13 protein-coding genes are annotated in these 15806 nt (G+C 71.1%); 8 read left to right on the plus strand and 5 right to left on the minus strand.

Translation table 11 applies throughout. The features are described from left to right. The first annotated feature begins 96 nt into the window (after nt 1–96). Nucleotides 97–1176 (plus strand): O-antigen ligase family protein, encoded by a 1080-nt coding sequence (locus tag ACSMXV_RS04035; protein ID WP_473176323.1) that lies wholly within the window; start codon nt 97–99, stop codon nt 1174–1176. A gap of 57 nt (nt 1177–1233) precedes the next feature. Here ACSMXV_RS04035 and ACSMXV_RS04040 read toward each other — a convergent pair whose 3' ends face one another. Together ACSMXV_RS04040 and ACSMXV_RS04045 are read right to left on the minus strand one after the other, a co-directional pair. Continuing rightward, nucleotides 1234–1788, minus strand: a complete 555-nt coding sequence (locus ACSMXV_RS04040) for a hypothetical protein (RefSeq protein ID WP_473176324.1) — start codon at nt 1786–1788, stop codon at nt 1234–1236. 68 nt (nt 1789–1856) lie between these two features. Then, nucleotides 1857–2642: a glutamate racemase gene (locus tag ACSMXV_RS04045; RefSeq protein WP_473176325.1), complete on the minus strand. Its 786-nt coding sequence runs from the start codon at nt 2640–2642 to the stop codon at nt 1857–1859. A gap of 58 nt (nt 2643–2700) precedes the next feature. Between ACSMXV_RS04045 and ACSMXV_RS04050 the strand changes: the two genes are divergently transcribed. Further along, nucleotides 2701–3888 carry a glycosyltransferase gene (locus ACSMXV_RS04050; protein WP_473176326.1) on the plus strand — a complete coding sequence of 396 codons (1188 nt, stop codon included), beginning with the start codon at nt 2701–2703 and terminating at the stop codon, nt 3886–3888. Nucleotides 3889–3910: 22 nt separating this feature from the next. Here ACSMXV_RS04050 and ACSMXV_RS04055 read toward each other — a convergent pair whose 3' ends face one another. Then, nucleotides 3911–5212: a TerD family protein gene (locus ACSMXV_RS04055; protein WP_473176327.1), complete on the minus strand. Its 1302-nt coding sequence runs from the start codon at nt 5210–5212 to the stop codon at nt 3911–3913. Between the two features lie 280 nt (nt 5213–5492). Between ACSMXV_RS04055 and ACSMXV_RS04060 the strand changes: the two genes are divergently transcribed. From ACSMXV_RS04060 to ACSMXV_RS04075, 4 genes are all read left to right on the plus strand, one after another. Continuing rightward, the gene (locus ACSMXV_RS04060; RefSeq protein ID WP_473176328.1) at nt 5493–5921 is read left to right on the plus strand and encodes a DUF6643 family protein; all 429 of its coding nucleotides are present in this window, start codon (nt 5493–5495) and stop codon (nt 5919–5921) included. Nucleotides 5922–5967: 46 nt separating this feature from the next. Further along, the gene (locus tag ACSMXV_RS04065) at nt 5968–6792 is read left to right on the plus strand and encodes an MOSC domain-containing protein (protein WP_473176329.1); all 825 of its coding nucleotides are present in this window, start codon (nt 5968–5970) and stop codon (nt 6790–6792) included. A gap of 157 nt (nt 6793–6949) precedes the next feature. Beyond that, a complete protein-coding gene (locus ACSMXV_RS04070) occupies nt 6950–7555 on the plus strand; it encodes an Rv1733c family protein (protein ID WP_473176330.1) in 606 nt (201 codons plus the stop codon). A 115-nt stretch (nt 7556–7670) separates the two neighbouring features. After that, nucleotides 7671–10106, plus strand: a complete 2436-nt coding sequence (locus tag ACSMXV_RS04075) for a right-handed parallel beta-helix repeat-containing protein (protein WP_473176331.1) — start codon at nt 7671–7673, stop codon at nt 10104–10106. 3 nt (nt 10107–10109) lie between these two features. Here the strand turns inward: ACSMXV_RS04075 and ACSMXV_RS04080 are convergent, their stop codons facing one another. Continuing rightward, the gene (locus tag ACSMXV_RS04080) at nt 10110–12518 is read right to left on the minus strand and encodes a hypothetical protein (RefSeq protein ID WP_473179227.1); all 2409 of its coding nucleotides are present in this window, start codon (nt 12516–12518) and stop codon (nt 10110–10112) included. A 328-nt stretch (nt 12519–12846) separates the two neighbouring features. Between ACSMXV_RS04080 and ACSMXV_RS04085 the strand changes: the two genes are divergently transcribed. Next, nucleotides 12847–13677: a DeoR/GlpR family DNA-binding transcription regulator gene (locus ACSMXV_RS04085; protein ID WP_473176332.1), complete on the plus strand. Its 831-nt coding sequence runs from the start codon at nt 12847–12849 to the stop codon at nt 13675–13677. A gap of 220 nt (nt 13678–13897) precedes the next feature. Beyond that, the gene (locus tag ACSMXV_RS04090; RefSeq protein WP_473176333.1) at nt 13898–14377 is read left to right on the plus strand and encodes an SRPBCC family protein; all 480 of its coding nucleotides are present in this window, start codon (nt 13898–13900) and stop codon (nt 14375–14377) included. 120 nt (nt 14378–14497) lie between these two features. Here ACSMXV_RS04090 and cds1 read toward each other — a convergent pair whose 3' ends face one another. Further along, complete coding sequence (gene cds1, locus ACSMXV_RS04095) at nt 14498–15637, minus strand: L-cysteine desulfhydrase Cds1 (RefSeq protein ID WP_473179228.1); 1140 nt, start codon at nt 15635–15637, stop codon at nt 14498–14500. Between the last annotated feature and the right edge of the window lie 169 nt (nt 15638–15806).

A 15806-nucleotide genomic window follows, 5' to 3' on the forward strand; every position in this document is an offset into this window, starting at 1 on the left:
CCGTTACCGTGTGCCCGAGTCCCCGGCACGTGGCCGTATCGGCCCGGCAGCCGGGGCCCGTCACATGTCGGGGGGCGACGGGTGGGTGGTACGGGGATGGCGGCGGCAGGTGGTCCGCCCGGTGTGCGCGAGCTTCGCAATATCTCGGACGCGGCAGGCATCGTCGTGCTGTCGGCGTGCGCGGTGTGGTCCCTGATCACCGCGGCCAGCCGCCAGGGCAGGCCCGAAGGCGTACTTCTGGCCGTCCTCGCCGTGGGCGCCGGGTATGCGTGCGGGCGGATCACAGGGGCGCTCCTGCCCGTCGGGGCGCCCTGCGTCGGCGCTCTCGCCGGTCTGCTTTTCGCCGCTACCGCGCCTCCGGCGGCCCCGGGCCCGGACATGGCATCGCCGCTCGGCGACGCCGGGGCCACCGCCGCGCTGCTGGCGCTGTCCACCGGGGCTGCATGTTGCGCTGCGTGGGCCGCTGGACAGGCTGCGCTGCGCCTTGCTCTGCGGTTGCTCGCGGCCGGGATCGTGGTGGCCGCCGCGACGCTGGGGTCGACGGCCGGGTTCGCGGCGTGCGCCGGTGTACTGCTGTACTCACTCGCCGCCGCCCGGATGCGGCGCAGGGGCCTGGCCCTCGCCGGTCTCGGGGGCGCCATGGCCCTGGTGACAGGCCTGTCCTGGGCGGTCGCCGAGGACGTCCTCCCGGATGGGCTGACGATCTCCCTCGAGGGCCAGCTGACCGAGCACCGGATTCTGTTGTGGCGGGACGCGCTCGACCTCGCCGGTCAGGAGCCGTATCTGGGTGTGGGCCCAGGCCGCTTCGGTGAGCTGAGCCCCACGGTCGCCCAGACGCTGGTCGCGGACGGCAGGCCGCATTCGGCACCGCTGCAGCAGGCGGCCGAGCAGGGGATCGTGGGGGTGAGTTTGCTGGCAGCGGTGTTCTGCTGGCTTCTGTACGCGTTGTGGCGGTCGCCGCGTGCCACGCCGGTCGCCGTCACGGCGGGTGCCGCCCTGACAGCCCTGGCCCTCATGGCCCTGGTCGGCAACACGCTGAGCTTCACGACGGTGACGGCGGGCGGAGGGCTGCTCGCGGGGCTTGCGACGTCCCGGCCGTGGGGTGATGATCTCGGGCACGGCTTCGCCGGTGCGCAGGAACGTTCCGAAAGCGGCACGTTCTTGGAGGGCCGCTGAGGACGGAGAGCCGCTGAGGACGGAGGGCCGCTGAGGACGGAGGGCCGCTGACTCAGGTCAGAGCGTGCGTCCGGGCGCTGTCGGGCGCAGCTGGGCGCGGATGGCCCGCACCGCCGCTTCCGCGTTGTCGACGGTGATCGTGAAGGTGTGACCGTCGCCCAGCTTGAGCACCACCGCCTCGCCGCGCCGCACGATGACACCCGTGCCCTTCTCCGGCCGCCAGCGGTAGCCCCATCCGCCCCAGTGCCGCGGGGTCACCCTGGGTACGAAGTCGGCACGGACGATGTCGGCAAGGGGAATGCGGCGGCGGGGGACGCCGATGTGGCCGCACCGCACCTCCAGGAAGTCCTTGTCGACCTTCACGGCGACATGGACGAATGCCAGCGTGCCGAAGAGCACGAGGAGTCCCACGGCGATGCAGCCGACGACGGACATGACCAGCGCGGTGACACCGGAGGCCCATGGGGATTCGACGGCAAGCTGGATGCCCAGGGCCAGGCAGGCGAAGCCCGCCGTCGCCAGCAGCCACTGTGCTCGATTGGTTGCGCGGCCGGTCCAGATCTCGGGCGGGGGGCCGGCGCTGCCCCGCTTGCCGTGGGGGTGGTCCCTCATGGCATGAGACTACTCATGTTCCGGAAGGATGGCACAGAGTCGCGGAGCGTGACTGACGATGATGTCCGTCACGGGGCGGGGCTGACGGCCGCCAGCAGCCTGCCCTCAGCGTAGGTGAGGGCGGTTTCGGGCAGTGCCGCCTCGTGTCCGCTGAGCAACACGGTCACGCTGCCCTCTGCGGTCGCCGAGGGGGCGGGACGCTCGTTGATCCTGCGCAGCGCCTGGGCAGCTACGGCGCCCGCGGAGCCGTGCAGGGCGAGCGGCGGCAGATCGGGCTGCTGGAGAGCCTCACGAATGAGTTCCTCGACCAGTTCGTAATGGGTGCAGCCCATGACGACGGCCCTTACATCAGCCGGGGTGAGCGCGGCGGCCGCAGCGATCGCCTTCTCGATCGCCGCCTCGTCGGCGTGCTCCACGGCGTCGGCCAGGCCCGGGCAGGGCACCTCGGTGACCTCGACGCCCGAGGCGAAGTCGGAGATCAGACCTCGCTGATACGGGCTTCCCGTGGTGGCGGGCGTCGCCCAGATGGCGACGGGGCCACCACCGGCGGCAGCCGGTTTGATCGCCGGAACGGTACCGATGACGGGCAGGTCCGGTTCCAGACGTGCGCGCAAAGCGGGCAGAGCGTGCACGGAAGCGGTGTTGCACGCCACGATCAGCGCATCCGGCCGGTACGCGGCGGCCGCCTCCGCGGCGGCCATGGCACGGTCCGTCACGTCATCGGGAGTGCGCGGTCCCCAGGGCATTCCGTCGGGGTTCGAGGACAGCACCAGATCGGCGTCGGGCCGCAGCCGGCGTACCTCCGCAGCCGCCGCGAGCAGTCCGAGTCCCGAGTCCACAAGCGCGATCTTCACCCGGTCACCTTAGACGATGGGGTCCCGGCGGCCGGTGCGGTGGGGCAGACTGCGGCGGGTGAGCGCCGTTGTGTGGACCGCCGCCGGATCACTGGCCGCGTGGCTGTGGCTGCTGCTGGGGCACGGCTTCTTCTGGCGTACGGACCTGCGGTTGCCGCCGCGTGAGGATCCGCGCGAGTGGCCGGCCGTTGGCATCGTCGTACCCGCACGCGACGAGGCCGGCGTACTGCCGGAGAGTCTGCCGTCACTGCTGGCCCAGGACTATCCGGGGCATGCGGAGGTGTTCCTCGTCGACGATGGCAGCTCGGACGGCACCGGTGAGCTGGCGCGCACTCTGGCGGAGCGGCACGGCGGGCTGCCGCTCACCGTCTCGTCGCCGGGCGAGCCGCCCGCGGGCTGGGCGGGAAAGCTCTGGGCCGTACGGCACGGCATCGGTCTGGCACGCGCGCGTGCACCGGAATACCTGCTCCTCACCGACGCCGACATCGCGCATGGGCCGGACAGTCTGCGGGAGCTGGTGGCCGCGGCGCGCGCGGGTGGGTTCGATCTGGTGTCCCTGATGGCCCGGCTGCGCGCACAGAGCGCCTGGGAGCGGCTCGTGGTGCCGGCCTTCGTCTACTTCTTCGCGCAGCTGTATCCGTTTCGCCGGATCGGCGGCAGGGGCTCCCGGACAGCGGCCGCGGCCGGCGGATGTGTGCTGTTGCGTGCGGACGCCGCCGAGCGTGCACGGGTGCCGGATTCCATCCGGCATGCCGTCATCGACGACGTCGCGCTCGCCAGGGCGGTCAAACGCAGTGGTGGCCACATCTGGCTCGGTCTCGCCGAACGGGTGGACAGCGTGCGCCCGTACCCGCGCCTTGCCGACCTCTGGCGGATGATCTCGCGCAGCGCCTACGCGCAGCTTCGGCACAACCCGTTGCTGCTGCTCGGCACCGTAGGCGGACTGGCCGTGGTGTATCTGATGCCGCCCGTCGCACTCGTCGCGGGGCTCCTCACCGGCAACGCGGCGGCGGTCGCGGCCGGTGGAACGGCGTGGCTGCTGATGGCCTCGACGTACGCACCGATGCTGCGCTACTACGACCAGCCGCTGTGGCTTGCGCCCCTGCTGCCTGCCACGGCCTTCCTGTATCTCCTGATGACTGTCGACTCCGCGGTGCAGCACTACCGGGGGCGAGGAGCGGCCTGGAAGGGTCGCACCTATGCGCGTCCGGGGGCGGCGCCCGAGCCCGCGCCCGAGCAGCGCTGAACCACTCCGGCCCGCTGTCCCGTCACTTCCGGCCAGGCGTCCAGTTCATGCCCCAGCCGTACGCGCGGTCGATGGTGCGCTGCGGGCTCGTCCCGCGCTCGGGGACGAGGTAGCGGGCTTCGCGCTGCACGACGAGGTCGCCCCCGGTGTTGGTGATCAGCGCGAGCGCGCACACCGTCGACGGCACCGTGCATTCGTCCAGGGAGAACTCGACCGGCGCGCCGTGCTGCGGCTGCAGGGTGACCGTGGCGTGCAGATCGGCGAAGGAGCGCGCGCCTTCGTAGACGGCCACGAAGATGAGCACGCGCCGAAGGCTGTCCTTGTGGTCGAGATTGATGGTGAGGTTCTCGCCGCTCTCGACGGCTCCCGTCCGGTCGTCACCGTCGAGAAGTATGTACGGAGGCTGGTGGAGCGCTCCGAAGGCGTTGCCGAGGGCCTGGACGACGCCCTTGCGGCCGTCTGTGAGTTCGTACAGCGCGCAGAGGTCCAGATCGAGGTCGGCATGCATGGCGGCGGCGCGGCCGCGTTTGCTGCCCCAGCCCTTGAATTGTTTGCGCACCTGCCAGTTGAGGTTCACGCGCATGGCCCCCGAGGTGCCGCCCTGCTTGGTCAGCGAGACGGACGGTGCCTCCTTGGTGAGCGTCACCTTGGTGAGCCGCACGGGTGAGGGAGGTGCGGGCGATACGGGCAGCGCATCCGTCACGGGCGGCGGAACGGTGACCGGCGGAGAAACAGGAGGCGCGGGAGCGGTGGGGGGTCGCGTCGCAGGAGCCGGCGCTGCGGGCGCCTTCGTCTGCTGCGGTTCGTCGACGGTGATACCGAAGTCCGTTGCCAGGCCTTCGAGTCCACTGCTGTACCCCTGGCCGACCGCACGGAACTTCCAGTCACCCTGACGGCGGTAGAGCTCACCGAGGACGAAGGCCGTCTCCACGGTGGCGTCCGTGCTGTCGAAGCGGGCGATCTCGGTGCCGGACGCGGCGTCTAGCACCCGGATGTGCAGCCCGGTGACCTGGCCGAACGTGCCGCCGTCCGCCGATGCGGCCAGTACCACGGTCTCGATGGCGGGTTCCACGCGCGCGAGGTCCACGAGGAGCGTGTCGGTCACCGCTCCGCCGGCGTTCCGCTTGCCCTCGTGCCGTACCGCGCCGGAGGCGTGCACCGGCTGGTTGTAGAAGACGAAGTCCCCGTCGGATCGCACCTTTCCGGCGACGAGCAGGAGTGCGGAGGCATCCGCGTCTGGCGCACCGGGGCCGGAACGCCAGCCTAATTCGATCCGAACAGCCGATGCCGGCACCTGAAGATTCGAACCCTTAGCCATTGACATGTCCGCTCCCAACATGCGTCGCCATGGCCGGCCGAGCCGTCTTTGCGTTGACGGCCAACCTATTCGTACGGGACCGAAGCCGCCCGTGAACTCGCAGGAAGCTCCCCGGTCAACCGCCGGTAACCCGTCGGGAACTCGGCCTTTACACGATCCCAACGCTGAAAGACGACCGTTTTTGCCGAGTTCGCTCGCATTGGGGATCCGCAGCCACTGCCGACACGGAAAACAACCCTCTTATCGGTCTCCCCAACCAGCACATCGTGGGCTTAACTTATGTGCCATGACCTCCCCCCGCTCCACCTATGGCGGCGGTTACTACTCCGCGCCGTCCTTCCCGGACACTCCCATTTACGACTCGCTCGTCGCAGAGCGGGGCACACCGCAGATCGCGCCGATCCGTGTTCCCTCCGCGTACGACACGGGCAGCCATCTGCCCGCGCTGCCGGCAGCGCTGCCCGCCCTGCCCTCGGCCCCGTCGCCGCAGCCCGCTCCCCAGTACGGCTACGCGGCCCAGCAGCCCGCCCCGCTGCAGCAGGCCCCCTCGCCGTACATCCCCCAGCAGCCGACGGGTCCGCGTGGCTACGCGGGTCCGCAGGCTCCGCAGCGCCCCGTACAGAGCGCGGGTTATGAGGCGATGCGACCGGCGCAGCCCCGCCCGGCCCCCGCGCCGTACGAGGATCCGTACAACCGCCAGCAGCGCGGCTACTGATCCAAGAGCACATGGGGTTGTCAGTGCCGGCTGGCAAGATGGCCTCATGGTGAATGGGGTGCTCGACTCGATCCACGTCCATCCGCTGAAGGCGGCTCGGGGGCACGCACCGCGTGAGGCGGTCGTGGAGCCATGGGGCCTTCGCGGCGACCGGCGGTGGATGCTGGTCGACGAGGCGGGCAAGGTCGTCACGCAGCGCCCGCACCCACGCATGGCGCTGGCCGCTGCCGAGCTACTGCCCGGCGGCGGCATACGGCTGTCCGCGCCCGGACGCGAGCCGCTCACCGTGCCCGTGCCGGAGGCGGCTCGGACGATCCTGGTGGAGATCTGGCAGGACAAGGTCGACGCAGTGCCTGCCGGCACGGCGGCACACGCCTGGTTCAGCGACTACCTGGACGCGGACATGCGCCTCGTCCATCTCGACGACCCCGCCAGGCGCCGCCCCATCGACCCGGAATACGCGCAGCCCGGCGAGACGGTGAGCTTCGCTGACGGCTACCCCCTGCTGCTCACCACGCTCTCGTCGCTCGACGCCCTCAACTCCCTCATCGCGCAGGGCGATCATGCCGACGAGGGCCCCCTGCCCATGAACCGCTTCCGGCCGAACGTCGTAGTGCGGGGCACGGCTCCCTGGGCCGAGGACGACTGGTCGCGCATAGCCATCGGCGACGTGACCTTCCGAGTTGCCAAGATGTGCGGGCGCTGTGTGGTGACCACCACGGACCAGGCCACCGCCGGGCGGGGCAGGGAGCCGCTGCGCACCCTCGCCCGCCACCGCCGCTTCGGCGACCAGCTGGTGTTCGGGCAGAACCTGGTGCCCGAGTCCGGTGGCACGATCCGCGTCGGCGACGCGGTCGAGATCCTCGGATAACCGGCTCCGTCACGGGAACACGCCCGCCGCGCCCAGTCGTTGGCACTGTGTGGGAAATCGCTGAGAGGGAGGGGTGATCTCGCTCTCTCTTTCGCTGCATGCGCGCGTGGGCTGTGCCGTTCAGGGTTATCACGGACGGGGAAGGGGGTGCAGGACTGTGCGAGCACTCGCAGGCTTCTGGCGTTGGCGGCACAATCCGCTGCGCCGCAGGACCGACCTCGTCGAGGCATGGGTGGCGCTCGCGGCCGCGCTGTTGATCGCCGTCGCCGTGCCGGTCGTCGGAGTCGTCACCGGAGACCTCTCCCGCCACGCGTTGCTGCAGTCGGTCGAGGAGCAGCAGCGGGAGCGCCACCGGATATCCGCGACCGTGGTGAAGGAGATCGCTCAGCAACGGCTCGACCCCGACCCGGAGACCTCGCCCGACCACGACGTCCAGAGCCGGGTGCTCGCCCGCTGGACGGCACCGGACGGGAGCAGGCACCGCGGCACCGTCATAGCCGACCTCAAGGAGCCCCGCGCGGGCGACCGGTTCCCGCTGTGGACCGATGCCCACGGCGGTGTCGTGGGCCGTCCCCTCGACACCGCCACCGCCACGACACACGCCGCGCTGGCCGGGTTGGGCGCGGCCGCGGCAGCCGCCGCGCTCGTCGAGGGCGCCAGGCGCCTGATCGTATGGCGCATGGTGCTGCGGCGGTACGCGCGCTGGGACCAGGCGTGGGAGAAGACCGGGCCGGACTGGGGCAGGACGGGCACCGGCAGCTGAGAGCACAGCTCTTGGGTCAACTCGCCCTCCCCGCGCACGCTACGGTGGACCGGCCGAACACTTCGGCACCCTTCGCAAGAACCCGCGTACCACGAGGTGGGGGCAGAGCAGACCCATGGCACAGGGCACGGTCCAGGTGACGCACACCGGCACGTCGCGGTGGCGGCGCCGCACAGGCGAGTACGCATCACTCGCCGCCGCCCTGGAGGCCGCCGGGGACGGCGACGTCCTTACCGTGGCTCCCGGCACCTACCGGGAGAACCTCGTCGTCCAGCGCGCCGTGACACTGCGCGGCCCCGAGGGTTCCCCCGGCTCGGTGCGCATCGCGCCCGCCGACGGGGTGCCGTTGACGGTGCGCGCCTCCGCGGTGGTGCAGCACCTCCATGTGGAGGGCCAGGACTCCGCAGCGCCCGCCCTGCTCATCGAGGACGGTGCCCCCGAGCTCACGGATGTGCGCGTCGTGACACGGTCGGCCAGTGGAATTGAGGTGCGAGGGGGCGCGCGGCCGGCCGTGCGCCGCTGTACGGTCGACAATCCGGCAGGCATCGGCATCGCTGTGCTGGACGGCGGTGGTGGCGTCTTCGAGGAGTGCGAGGTCGTCTCGGCGGGCCAGTCGGGCGTCGCGGTGCGAGGAGGCGCCTACCCGCGTCTGGAGCGGTGCCGGGTGCACCACGCCTCGGGCGCGGGTCTCTCGGCGACGGGCGAGGACACGGGGCTCGACGCGGTCGGCTGCGAGGTGTACGAGATCAAGGGCTCCGGCGTACAGGTCACGGGGCGTGCCACGGCCAGTCTCACGGAGTGCGATGTGCACCGTACGACCGCCGACGGCATCACGCTCGACACCGATGCCGTCCTCACGCTCGCCGACTGCCGGATCCACGAGATCCCCGAGAACGCGATCGATCTGCGCTCCCGCTCCGTGCTGACGCTGACGCGTTCCAGCGTGCGCCGGTTCGGCCGCAACGGCCTGTCCGTATGGGACCCGGGCACGCGCGTGGACGCCAACCAGTGCGAGATCCACGACAGTACGGGCGACTACCCGGCGGTCTGGGTCAGCGACGGCGCGACCGCCGTCCTCGACTCCTGCCGTGTGCACGACGTGCCGGACGCGCTGTTCGTCCTCGACCGAGGTTCGCGCGTGGACGTCGTCGACAGCGACCTGTCGCAGGTCCGCAACACGGCGGTGTCGGTGAGCGACGGGGCGAGCGCGCAGCTCGACGACTGCCGTATCCGCGAGGCCGCGACGGGCGCGTGGTTCCGCGATCACGGGAGCGGCGGCACCCTTTCGGGTTGCACGCTCGACACCACGCAGACGGGCGTGATCGTCACCAAGGGCGCCGACCCGACCATCGAGCGGTGCACCGTCACATCCCCCGCGGAGGCCGGCTTCTACGTCTCCGCAGGGGGCCGCGGGACCTTCCACGGCTGCCAGGTGAGCGACAGCGGCGGGTACGGCTTCCACGTCATCGACGGATGCCGTACGACGCTGCGGAAGTGCCGTACGGAGCGCTGCTCGCGCGGTGGTTACGAGTTCGCGGACGGCGGCGCCTCCCAGGCGTCGGGGAGCGCGGGCGGACCGATGGTCGAGGATTGCACGAGCGATGAGAGCGGCAGCCTCCGCCGGGCTACGCGGGAGACCGCCGTACAGACGGCGACGCAGCCGACGTCCGGGTTTCTCTCCCCGATCCCGGGCCAGCGCACCACCGAACAGCGGCCGACGGCCCCCGAGCAGCCCGTCGCGCGGGAGTCGAAGGCCGTGCTGGGTGAACTGGACGCGCTGGTCGGCCTGGAGAGCGTCAAGCGCGAGGTGCGCGCCCTCACGGACATGATCGAGGTGGGCAGGCGCCGGCAGCAGGCCGGTCTGAAGGCCGCTTCGGTCAGACGCCATCTGGTCTTCACGGGGTCGCCCGGCACCGGCAAGACGACGGTCGCCCGGCTCTACGGCGAGATCCTGGCGTCGCTCGGTGTGCTGGAGAAGGGGCACCTCGTGGAGGTGTCGCGCGTCGACCTGGTCGGGGAGCACATCGGGTCCACGGCCATCCGCACGCAGGAGGCTTTCGAACGGGCCCGCGGCGGCGTGCTGTTCATCGACGAGGCGTACGCGCTCTCCCCGGAGGACTCGGGCCGCGACTTCGGCCGCGAGGCCATCGACACGCTCGTGAAGCTGATGGAGGACCATCGCGACGCGGTGGTGGTGATCGTCGCGGGCTACACGGCCGAGATGGAGCGCTTCCTTTCCGTCAACCCAGGTGTCGCCTCCCGCTTCTCACGCACCATCACCTTCAGCGACTACGTTCCCGAGGAGCTGCTGCGGATCGTGGAGCAGCAGGCCGAGGAGCACGAGTACCAGCTTGCTCCGGGTGCGTCGGAGGCGCTGCTGAAGTACTTCACGGCGATCCCGAAAGGGCCCGCGTTCGGCAACGGCCGTACCGCGCGGCAGACCTTCGAGGCGATGGTGGAGCGGCACGCGGGGCGGGTCGCCCAGCTTGAGGAGCCGAGCACGGACGACCTCACCCTGCTGTATCCGGAGGACTTGCCAGAGCTGCCGTGAGGCTCACCCGGTGGTGGCGCCCTGACCGCTGTCGGCACCGTCCCGGCCACCGGCACCGGCGTGCCCGGCTGCGGCCTCGTGACCGCCATCGGCACCCTCCGGGGGTGCCATGTCCGGTCGCTGGGCGGGGACGCCCGGCCTGAGCCGGGCGAGCAGCCGGGTGCGTTCCTCCGCGAAGGCGGGGTCGGCCTGGTAGTCGGAGTGCCCCAGGATCGGCGCCGGAAGCGGATGCTGCTCGGTACGGCCGTAGGCGAGCGGGTCCTTCAGGGCTGCGCGGTCGACCTGAGGGCCGCCTGCGCTGTGCAGCCGGACGGGACCGCCGATGGGATCGGTGGCCCGGTACAGATTGCGCCAGCAGTCCACCTCGCGGTGCAGGCCGGCGAGCGCGGCCGGGCCGAAGTAGGCCGGGAACCACCGTCCGTAGAGCCGCTCCAGCGGTGAGCCGTACGTCAGGAGGGCGACCCGCTTGCGCACGGCAGGCGTCAACTGCCAGGAGGCCGCGGCCGCAAGGACGCTGCCCTGCGAGTGACCCGAGATGACGAGCCTGCCGCCGGTGGTGCGCGTCCAGGTGGCCATGCGCCAGGTCAGGTCCGGAACGGCGCGCTCGGCATAGCACGGCGGCGCGAACGGGTGTGCGGCGCGCGGCCAGAACGTGCCGACGTCCCACAGGATGCCGATGGTGCGGCGGGCCGAAGCGTCGCGGTAGGCACGGCGGCCCCAGGTGACGAACAGGATGAAGCCGAGGCCGATCAGCCAGGAGCCGAGTGCCTGTGCGGTCTCTGCGGCTCCCGTGAGAAAGGCGCTGCTGCCCTTCGCCGCCTCGCCGGGTACCTTGCCGGCCGTCCAGGCCCCGGCCAGCGCGCCTGTGCCGAGGAGCAGGGTGACGGCGGAAATGATGCCGACGACCACGGGCACGCGGTCGGTGAGGGCGGCACCCGCGCGCGTGCCCGCGATACGCCGGGTGCGTGCGCTGTCCTCCGGCTCGCCCGGGTAGTCGCTCATCACCGTGGGGATGTCGCGGCGTGCGCGGCGCCAGGTGAGCACGGCCAGCCAGCCGCACAGCACGGCGAGTACGACCAGGAGCGGCGGGATCACGGAGGCCTGCCAGGTGAGCAGCACGGGCGGGCCGTCGATGGTGCCTCCGGCGCCGGGGGTTCCGGCGCCGTCCAGCCAGTCGCCGACACGCTGGGCCACTCCACCGGTCATGACTCCGCCCAGGGCGCAGGCCAGCATGGCCACCGCCGGGCCGCCCAGTCCGCGCATGGCGGTGCGTGCGTCGGGTGCGGTGCGGAAGAGCAGGGTGGCCACCACGGCCAGGGCGATGACGAGGAGGCTCTGGACCAGTGTGATGCCGCCGAACGTCGCGTCGCCGGGCAGACGGCCCGCGGACCGCCAGTCGGGGCGCGACCACCCGGCGTACACCACCGTGAGGGCCAGCAGGACGACTGCGCCTGCGGGCAGCCAGCGGATCAGGGTCCTGTCGAGGCGCTCGTCGATCCGGCTTTCGCTACGCCCCCTGCGGCACACCACCCACACCACAACTGCCGCTCCTACGGCGAGGGTTGCGTCCAGGACACGCCCCAGTACATCCAGCAGCGCGGGACCGCCGGACTCCCGGTCGAAGCGCGCGGCGGACGTGCCGACGGCCGCCGCCACGGTGAGCAGGCCCGCCGCTGTGTGCGCCCCGCGCAGCCGGGCCACCAGGCGACGCCCGTACCAGAAGCCGGGCCGGCCGAGGGCGGTACGGCCGGTGTCCTCGTCCGGGTCCGACTGGTGCGGCAGGGGCTGCTGGGACTCGTAGGCGCTCCAGGTGCGGTGGGAGAGGTACCAGAGGAGTCCGGTGAGCGCCACGGGTGCCACGGCCGCGAGGGCGAGGCGCCGCCCGGGCTGGCTCCACCAGCCGTTGTCGGACACCTCGGGCGACAGGAAGCCGAGCCATGAGCGGTCCTCGGCGCACGCGCGCGTGCCCGCGCACTGCCACGCCGTCAGGTCGAGGGCGACCTCGCAGGCGGCGGCCACCAGCAGCACGGTCAGGGTCAGGCCGGCCAGGCGCACGAGCAGGCCGTACAGGCGCACGGCTCTCTGCTGGTTGCGGCTGGCGGTGGGGCGCATCCAGTGCGCCAGATTGACGACCATGAACGGCAGCAGCAGAAGCCACAGGGCTCGCGAACCGTTGCCCGAGGTGAGGTTGCACCAGACGTACGCCTCGGGGACCGGCTTGCCGCGGTAGTCCTCCGGCCGCTGTTCGGCGTCCGCGTCATCGGTGCGCCGGAAGACCGCCGCCGTGTCATCGCCGGACATGCGTACGGTGCGCGGATCGCCCAGCATCTCCCCGGGGGTCGTGCCCCCGACTCCGTGCACCAGCAACTCCAGGGCGGTCTCGCCCGGAGTGGTGGGATCTTCCTCGACGATGCGCCCGTCCGACGTGACGCCTTGCCCGACGGCGGTCTCCTCCGCCGCGGGACGCTCTGTGGCATGGTCCACTGTTCCGCTTCCCCCGTACTGCGCGTATCTCCGGGCAGACGTATGCCCGGTGCAGGTTTATGTCATGTGCAGGCTTATGTCATGTGCAGGGACAGGATCTCGGTTCGGGAACCCGCGCGTACGCCTCGTCACGGAATCTCCCCCATCCGGTGACCTTGGCGTATGGCGTTAACGCAGGCAGTGGCACGGTTGTCGGTGGCTCGTGCAAGGATGGGGCGTCCTGAGGAATCGACGAGGCGGAAGGACCGGAGCGGGCGTGAGTGAGAACCAGAACCTCCTCGCGGAGCAGCGCCGCGCCCTGATCCTCGACGAGGTACGCCGACGCGGCGGTGTACGCGTCAATGAACTCACCCGCAAACTGGGCGTTTCGGACATGACGGTCCGCCGTGACCTCGACACCCTGGCCCGCCAGGGTGTGATCGAGAAGGTCCACGGCGGCGCGGTCCCGGTCGTCGAGGCGAGCACGCACGAGCCGGGTTTCGAGGCGAAGTCGGGCCTGGAGCTGACCGCCAAGGAGGACATCGCGCGGACGGCCGCGGCCCTCGTCACACCGGGCTCGGCGATCGCGCTGTCAGGCGGTACGACGACGTATGCGTTGGCCCAGCACCTGCTGGACGTGCCGGATCTGACGGTGGTCACGAACTCGGTGCGGGTGGCCGACGTCTTCCACTCGGCGCAGCGCAGTTCCGGCCAGAGCCAGGGCGCGGCGACCGTGGTTCTCACCGGGGGCGTGCGTACGCCGTCCGACTCACTGGTGGGCCCGGTCGCCGACCAGGCGATCGCCGCGCTCCACTTCGACATGCTGTTCCTCGGCGTGCACGGCATATCGGTCGAAGCAGGTCTGTCGACGCCGAATCTTGCGGAGGCGGAGACGAACCGGCGGCTCGTGCACTCCGCGCGGCGCGTGATTGTGGTCGCGGACCACACCAAGTGGGGCACTGTGGGTCTGAGTTCGTTCGCTGCGCTCGAGCAGGTGGACACGCTCGTCACAGACGCAGGGCTCCCGACCGAGGCACGCGCGGAGATCTCCGAGCATCTGCACCGGCTCGTGGTGGCGGGCGAGACGGACCTCGCCGCGGATCTCTGAGACCTGTGGACCTCTCGGAACTGCGGAACGCTGAGAACTGCGGAACGCCGAGAACCGCGGACCTCTGAGAACCGCGGACCTCTGAGAACCGCGGACCTTTGGGAATCACTGCAGACATCTGACGCTCCGCCAGCTATGGTGGCCAGCCCTGCCGACCGCCCACTTGCGACGGGTCGATCGGCTTCCGCCGGGGTTCCGTTTCCGCTTGGGGGTTCGTTTCATGGCACGACGCCTCACCGCCGTGGGACTCGAGTTCACCGAGTCCGCTCCGCTGCGCCTGATCTTCGCTCATGAGATCTCCGCGCCGCCGGACGTGGTGTACCGCGCGCTCGCCGAGGACGTCGCGGCCTGGCCCGAGTGGTTCACGGCGGTCACAGACATCCGCCCGACCGAGGACGGCGCGGGACGAGAGGTCCGGCTCAAGGGCGGTACGCGCTTCCAGGAGACGGTTCTCGCAGCGAAGGCGCCGGAGGTGTACGCCTACCGCGTCGACGAGACGAATGCGCCGGGCGTCCGCGCCCTCCTCGAGGAGTGGCGGCTGACTCCGGCCGGGACCGGTACGCGCGTGCAGTGGACGTTCGCCGCGGACGGCAACACGCTCTTCCGGTTCGCTCTGCGGCTGGGGCGGCCGGGCCTCGGGCGCGCCTTCCGTGACGCGGTCACGGCGCTCGACCGGCGGCTGGCGTCTGCGACCACCTGAGCCTGAGGACGGCCGAACAGCCTCGACGCCAGCGCCAGCCCGGCGGCCTGGCCACGTCCGTCCGCCGCCGGTCGCGGCGGAAGCCTGCTGCCTCAGCCCGGCCAGACCCCCGTTCCTGCCTCAGCCCGGCCAGACCCCCGTCTCGAGCAGCGAATCGATCGCCGTCACATACGGCGTGATGTCCAGTCCCTGCCCGGCCAGCCACGCGTCCGAGTAGTACTTGTCGAGGTAGCGGTCGCCGGGATCGCACAGCAGTGTGACGACGCTGCCCGTGCGGCCCTCCGCCACCATCTCAGCGACGATCTTCAGCGCCCCCCACAGGCCGGTGCCCGTGGAGCCGCCCGCCTTGCGGCCGATAGCACGCTCCAGCGCCCGGACGGCGGCGACGCTGGCCGCGTCCGGCACCTTCATCATCCGGTCGATGGCACCCGGCACGAAGCTCGGCTCCATACGGGGCCTGCCGATGCCCTCTATCCGGGACCCGGAATCGCAGGTGACGTCCGTTTCACCGGTCGTCCAGCCCTCGAAGAAACAGGAGTTCTCGGGGTCTGCGACGCAGATACGGGTGTCGTACTGCATGTAGTGGACGTAGCGCGCGAGAGTCGCGGAGGTGCCGCCGGTGCCGGCCGTGGCGACGATCCATGCCGGCTCCGGATACCGCTCCAACCGCAGCTGACGGTAGATCGATTCGGCGATGTTGTTGTTGCCGCGCCAGTCCGTGGCCCGCTCCGCGTAGGTGAACTGGTCCATGTAGTGGCCGCCTGTCTCCACCGCGAGGGCGGCCGACTCCTCGTACATCTTCCGGGGGTCGTCGACGAAGTGGCAGCGTCCGCCGTGGAACTCGATCAGGCGGCACTTCTCGGCGCTCGTCGTGCGTGGCATCACCGCGATGAAGGGGACGCCGATCAGCTTCGCGAAGTAGGCCTCGGAGACCGCGGTCGACCCGCTGGACGCCTCGATGACCGGGCGGCCCGGCCGGATCCAGCCGTTGCACAGACCGTACAGGAACAGCGAGCGCGCGAGGCGGTGCTTGAGGCTTCCCGTCGGATGGGTCGACTCGTCCTTCAGATACAGGTCGATCCCCCACTGTTCGGGCAGCGGGAAGCGCAACAGGTGCGTGTCCGCGGACCGGTTGGCGTCGGCCTGCACCTTGCGTACGGCCTCTTTGAGCCAGGTGCGGTACTCGGCGTCGCTGCGGTCCACGTCGAGCGTCGGGCGTGGGCTGCCGGTCTGTTCCTGCTGGGTGGTGTGCTGCTGGATGGTGCTCACCGCGGGGCTCCTTCGCATCGCGCCGACCCCCGTTCGCGCCGGCTGCACGTTTCGATCATAGGCACCTTCCGCACGCTTCTCACCTGCATAAACGCGCCTTTGAGCGCCCCCAAGGAAGGCCTGGGGCGGGATGCGGTACGGCTGCGTGGACGCGCCCAAG

This window comes from Streptomyces sp. DSM 42067 (assembly GCF_055792885.1).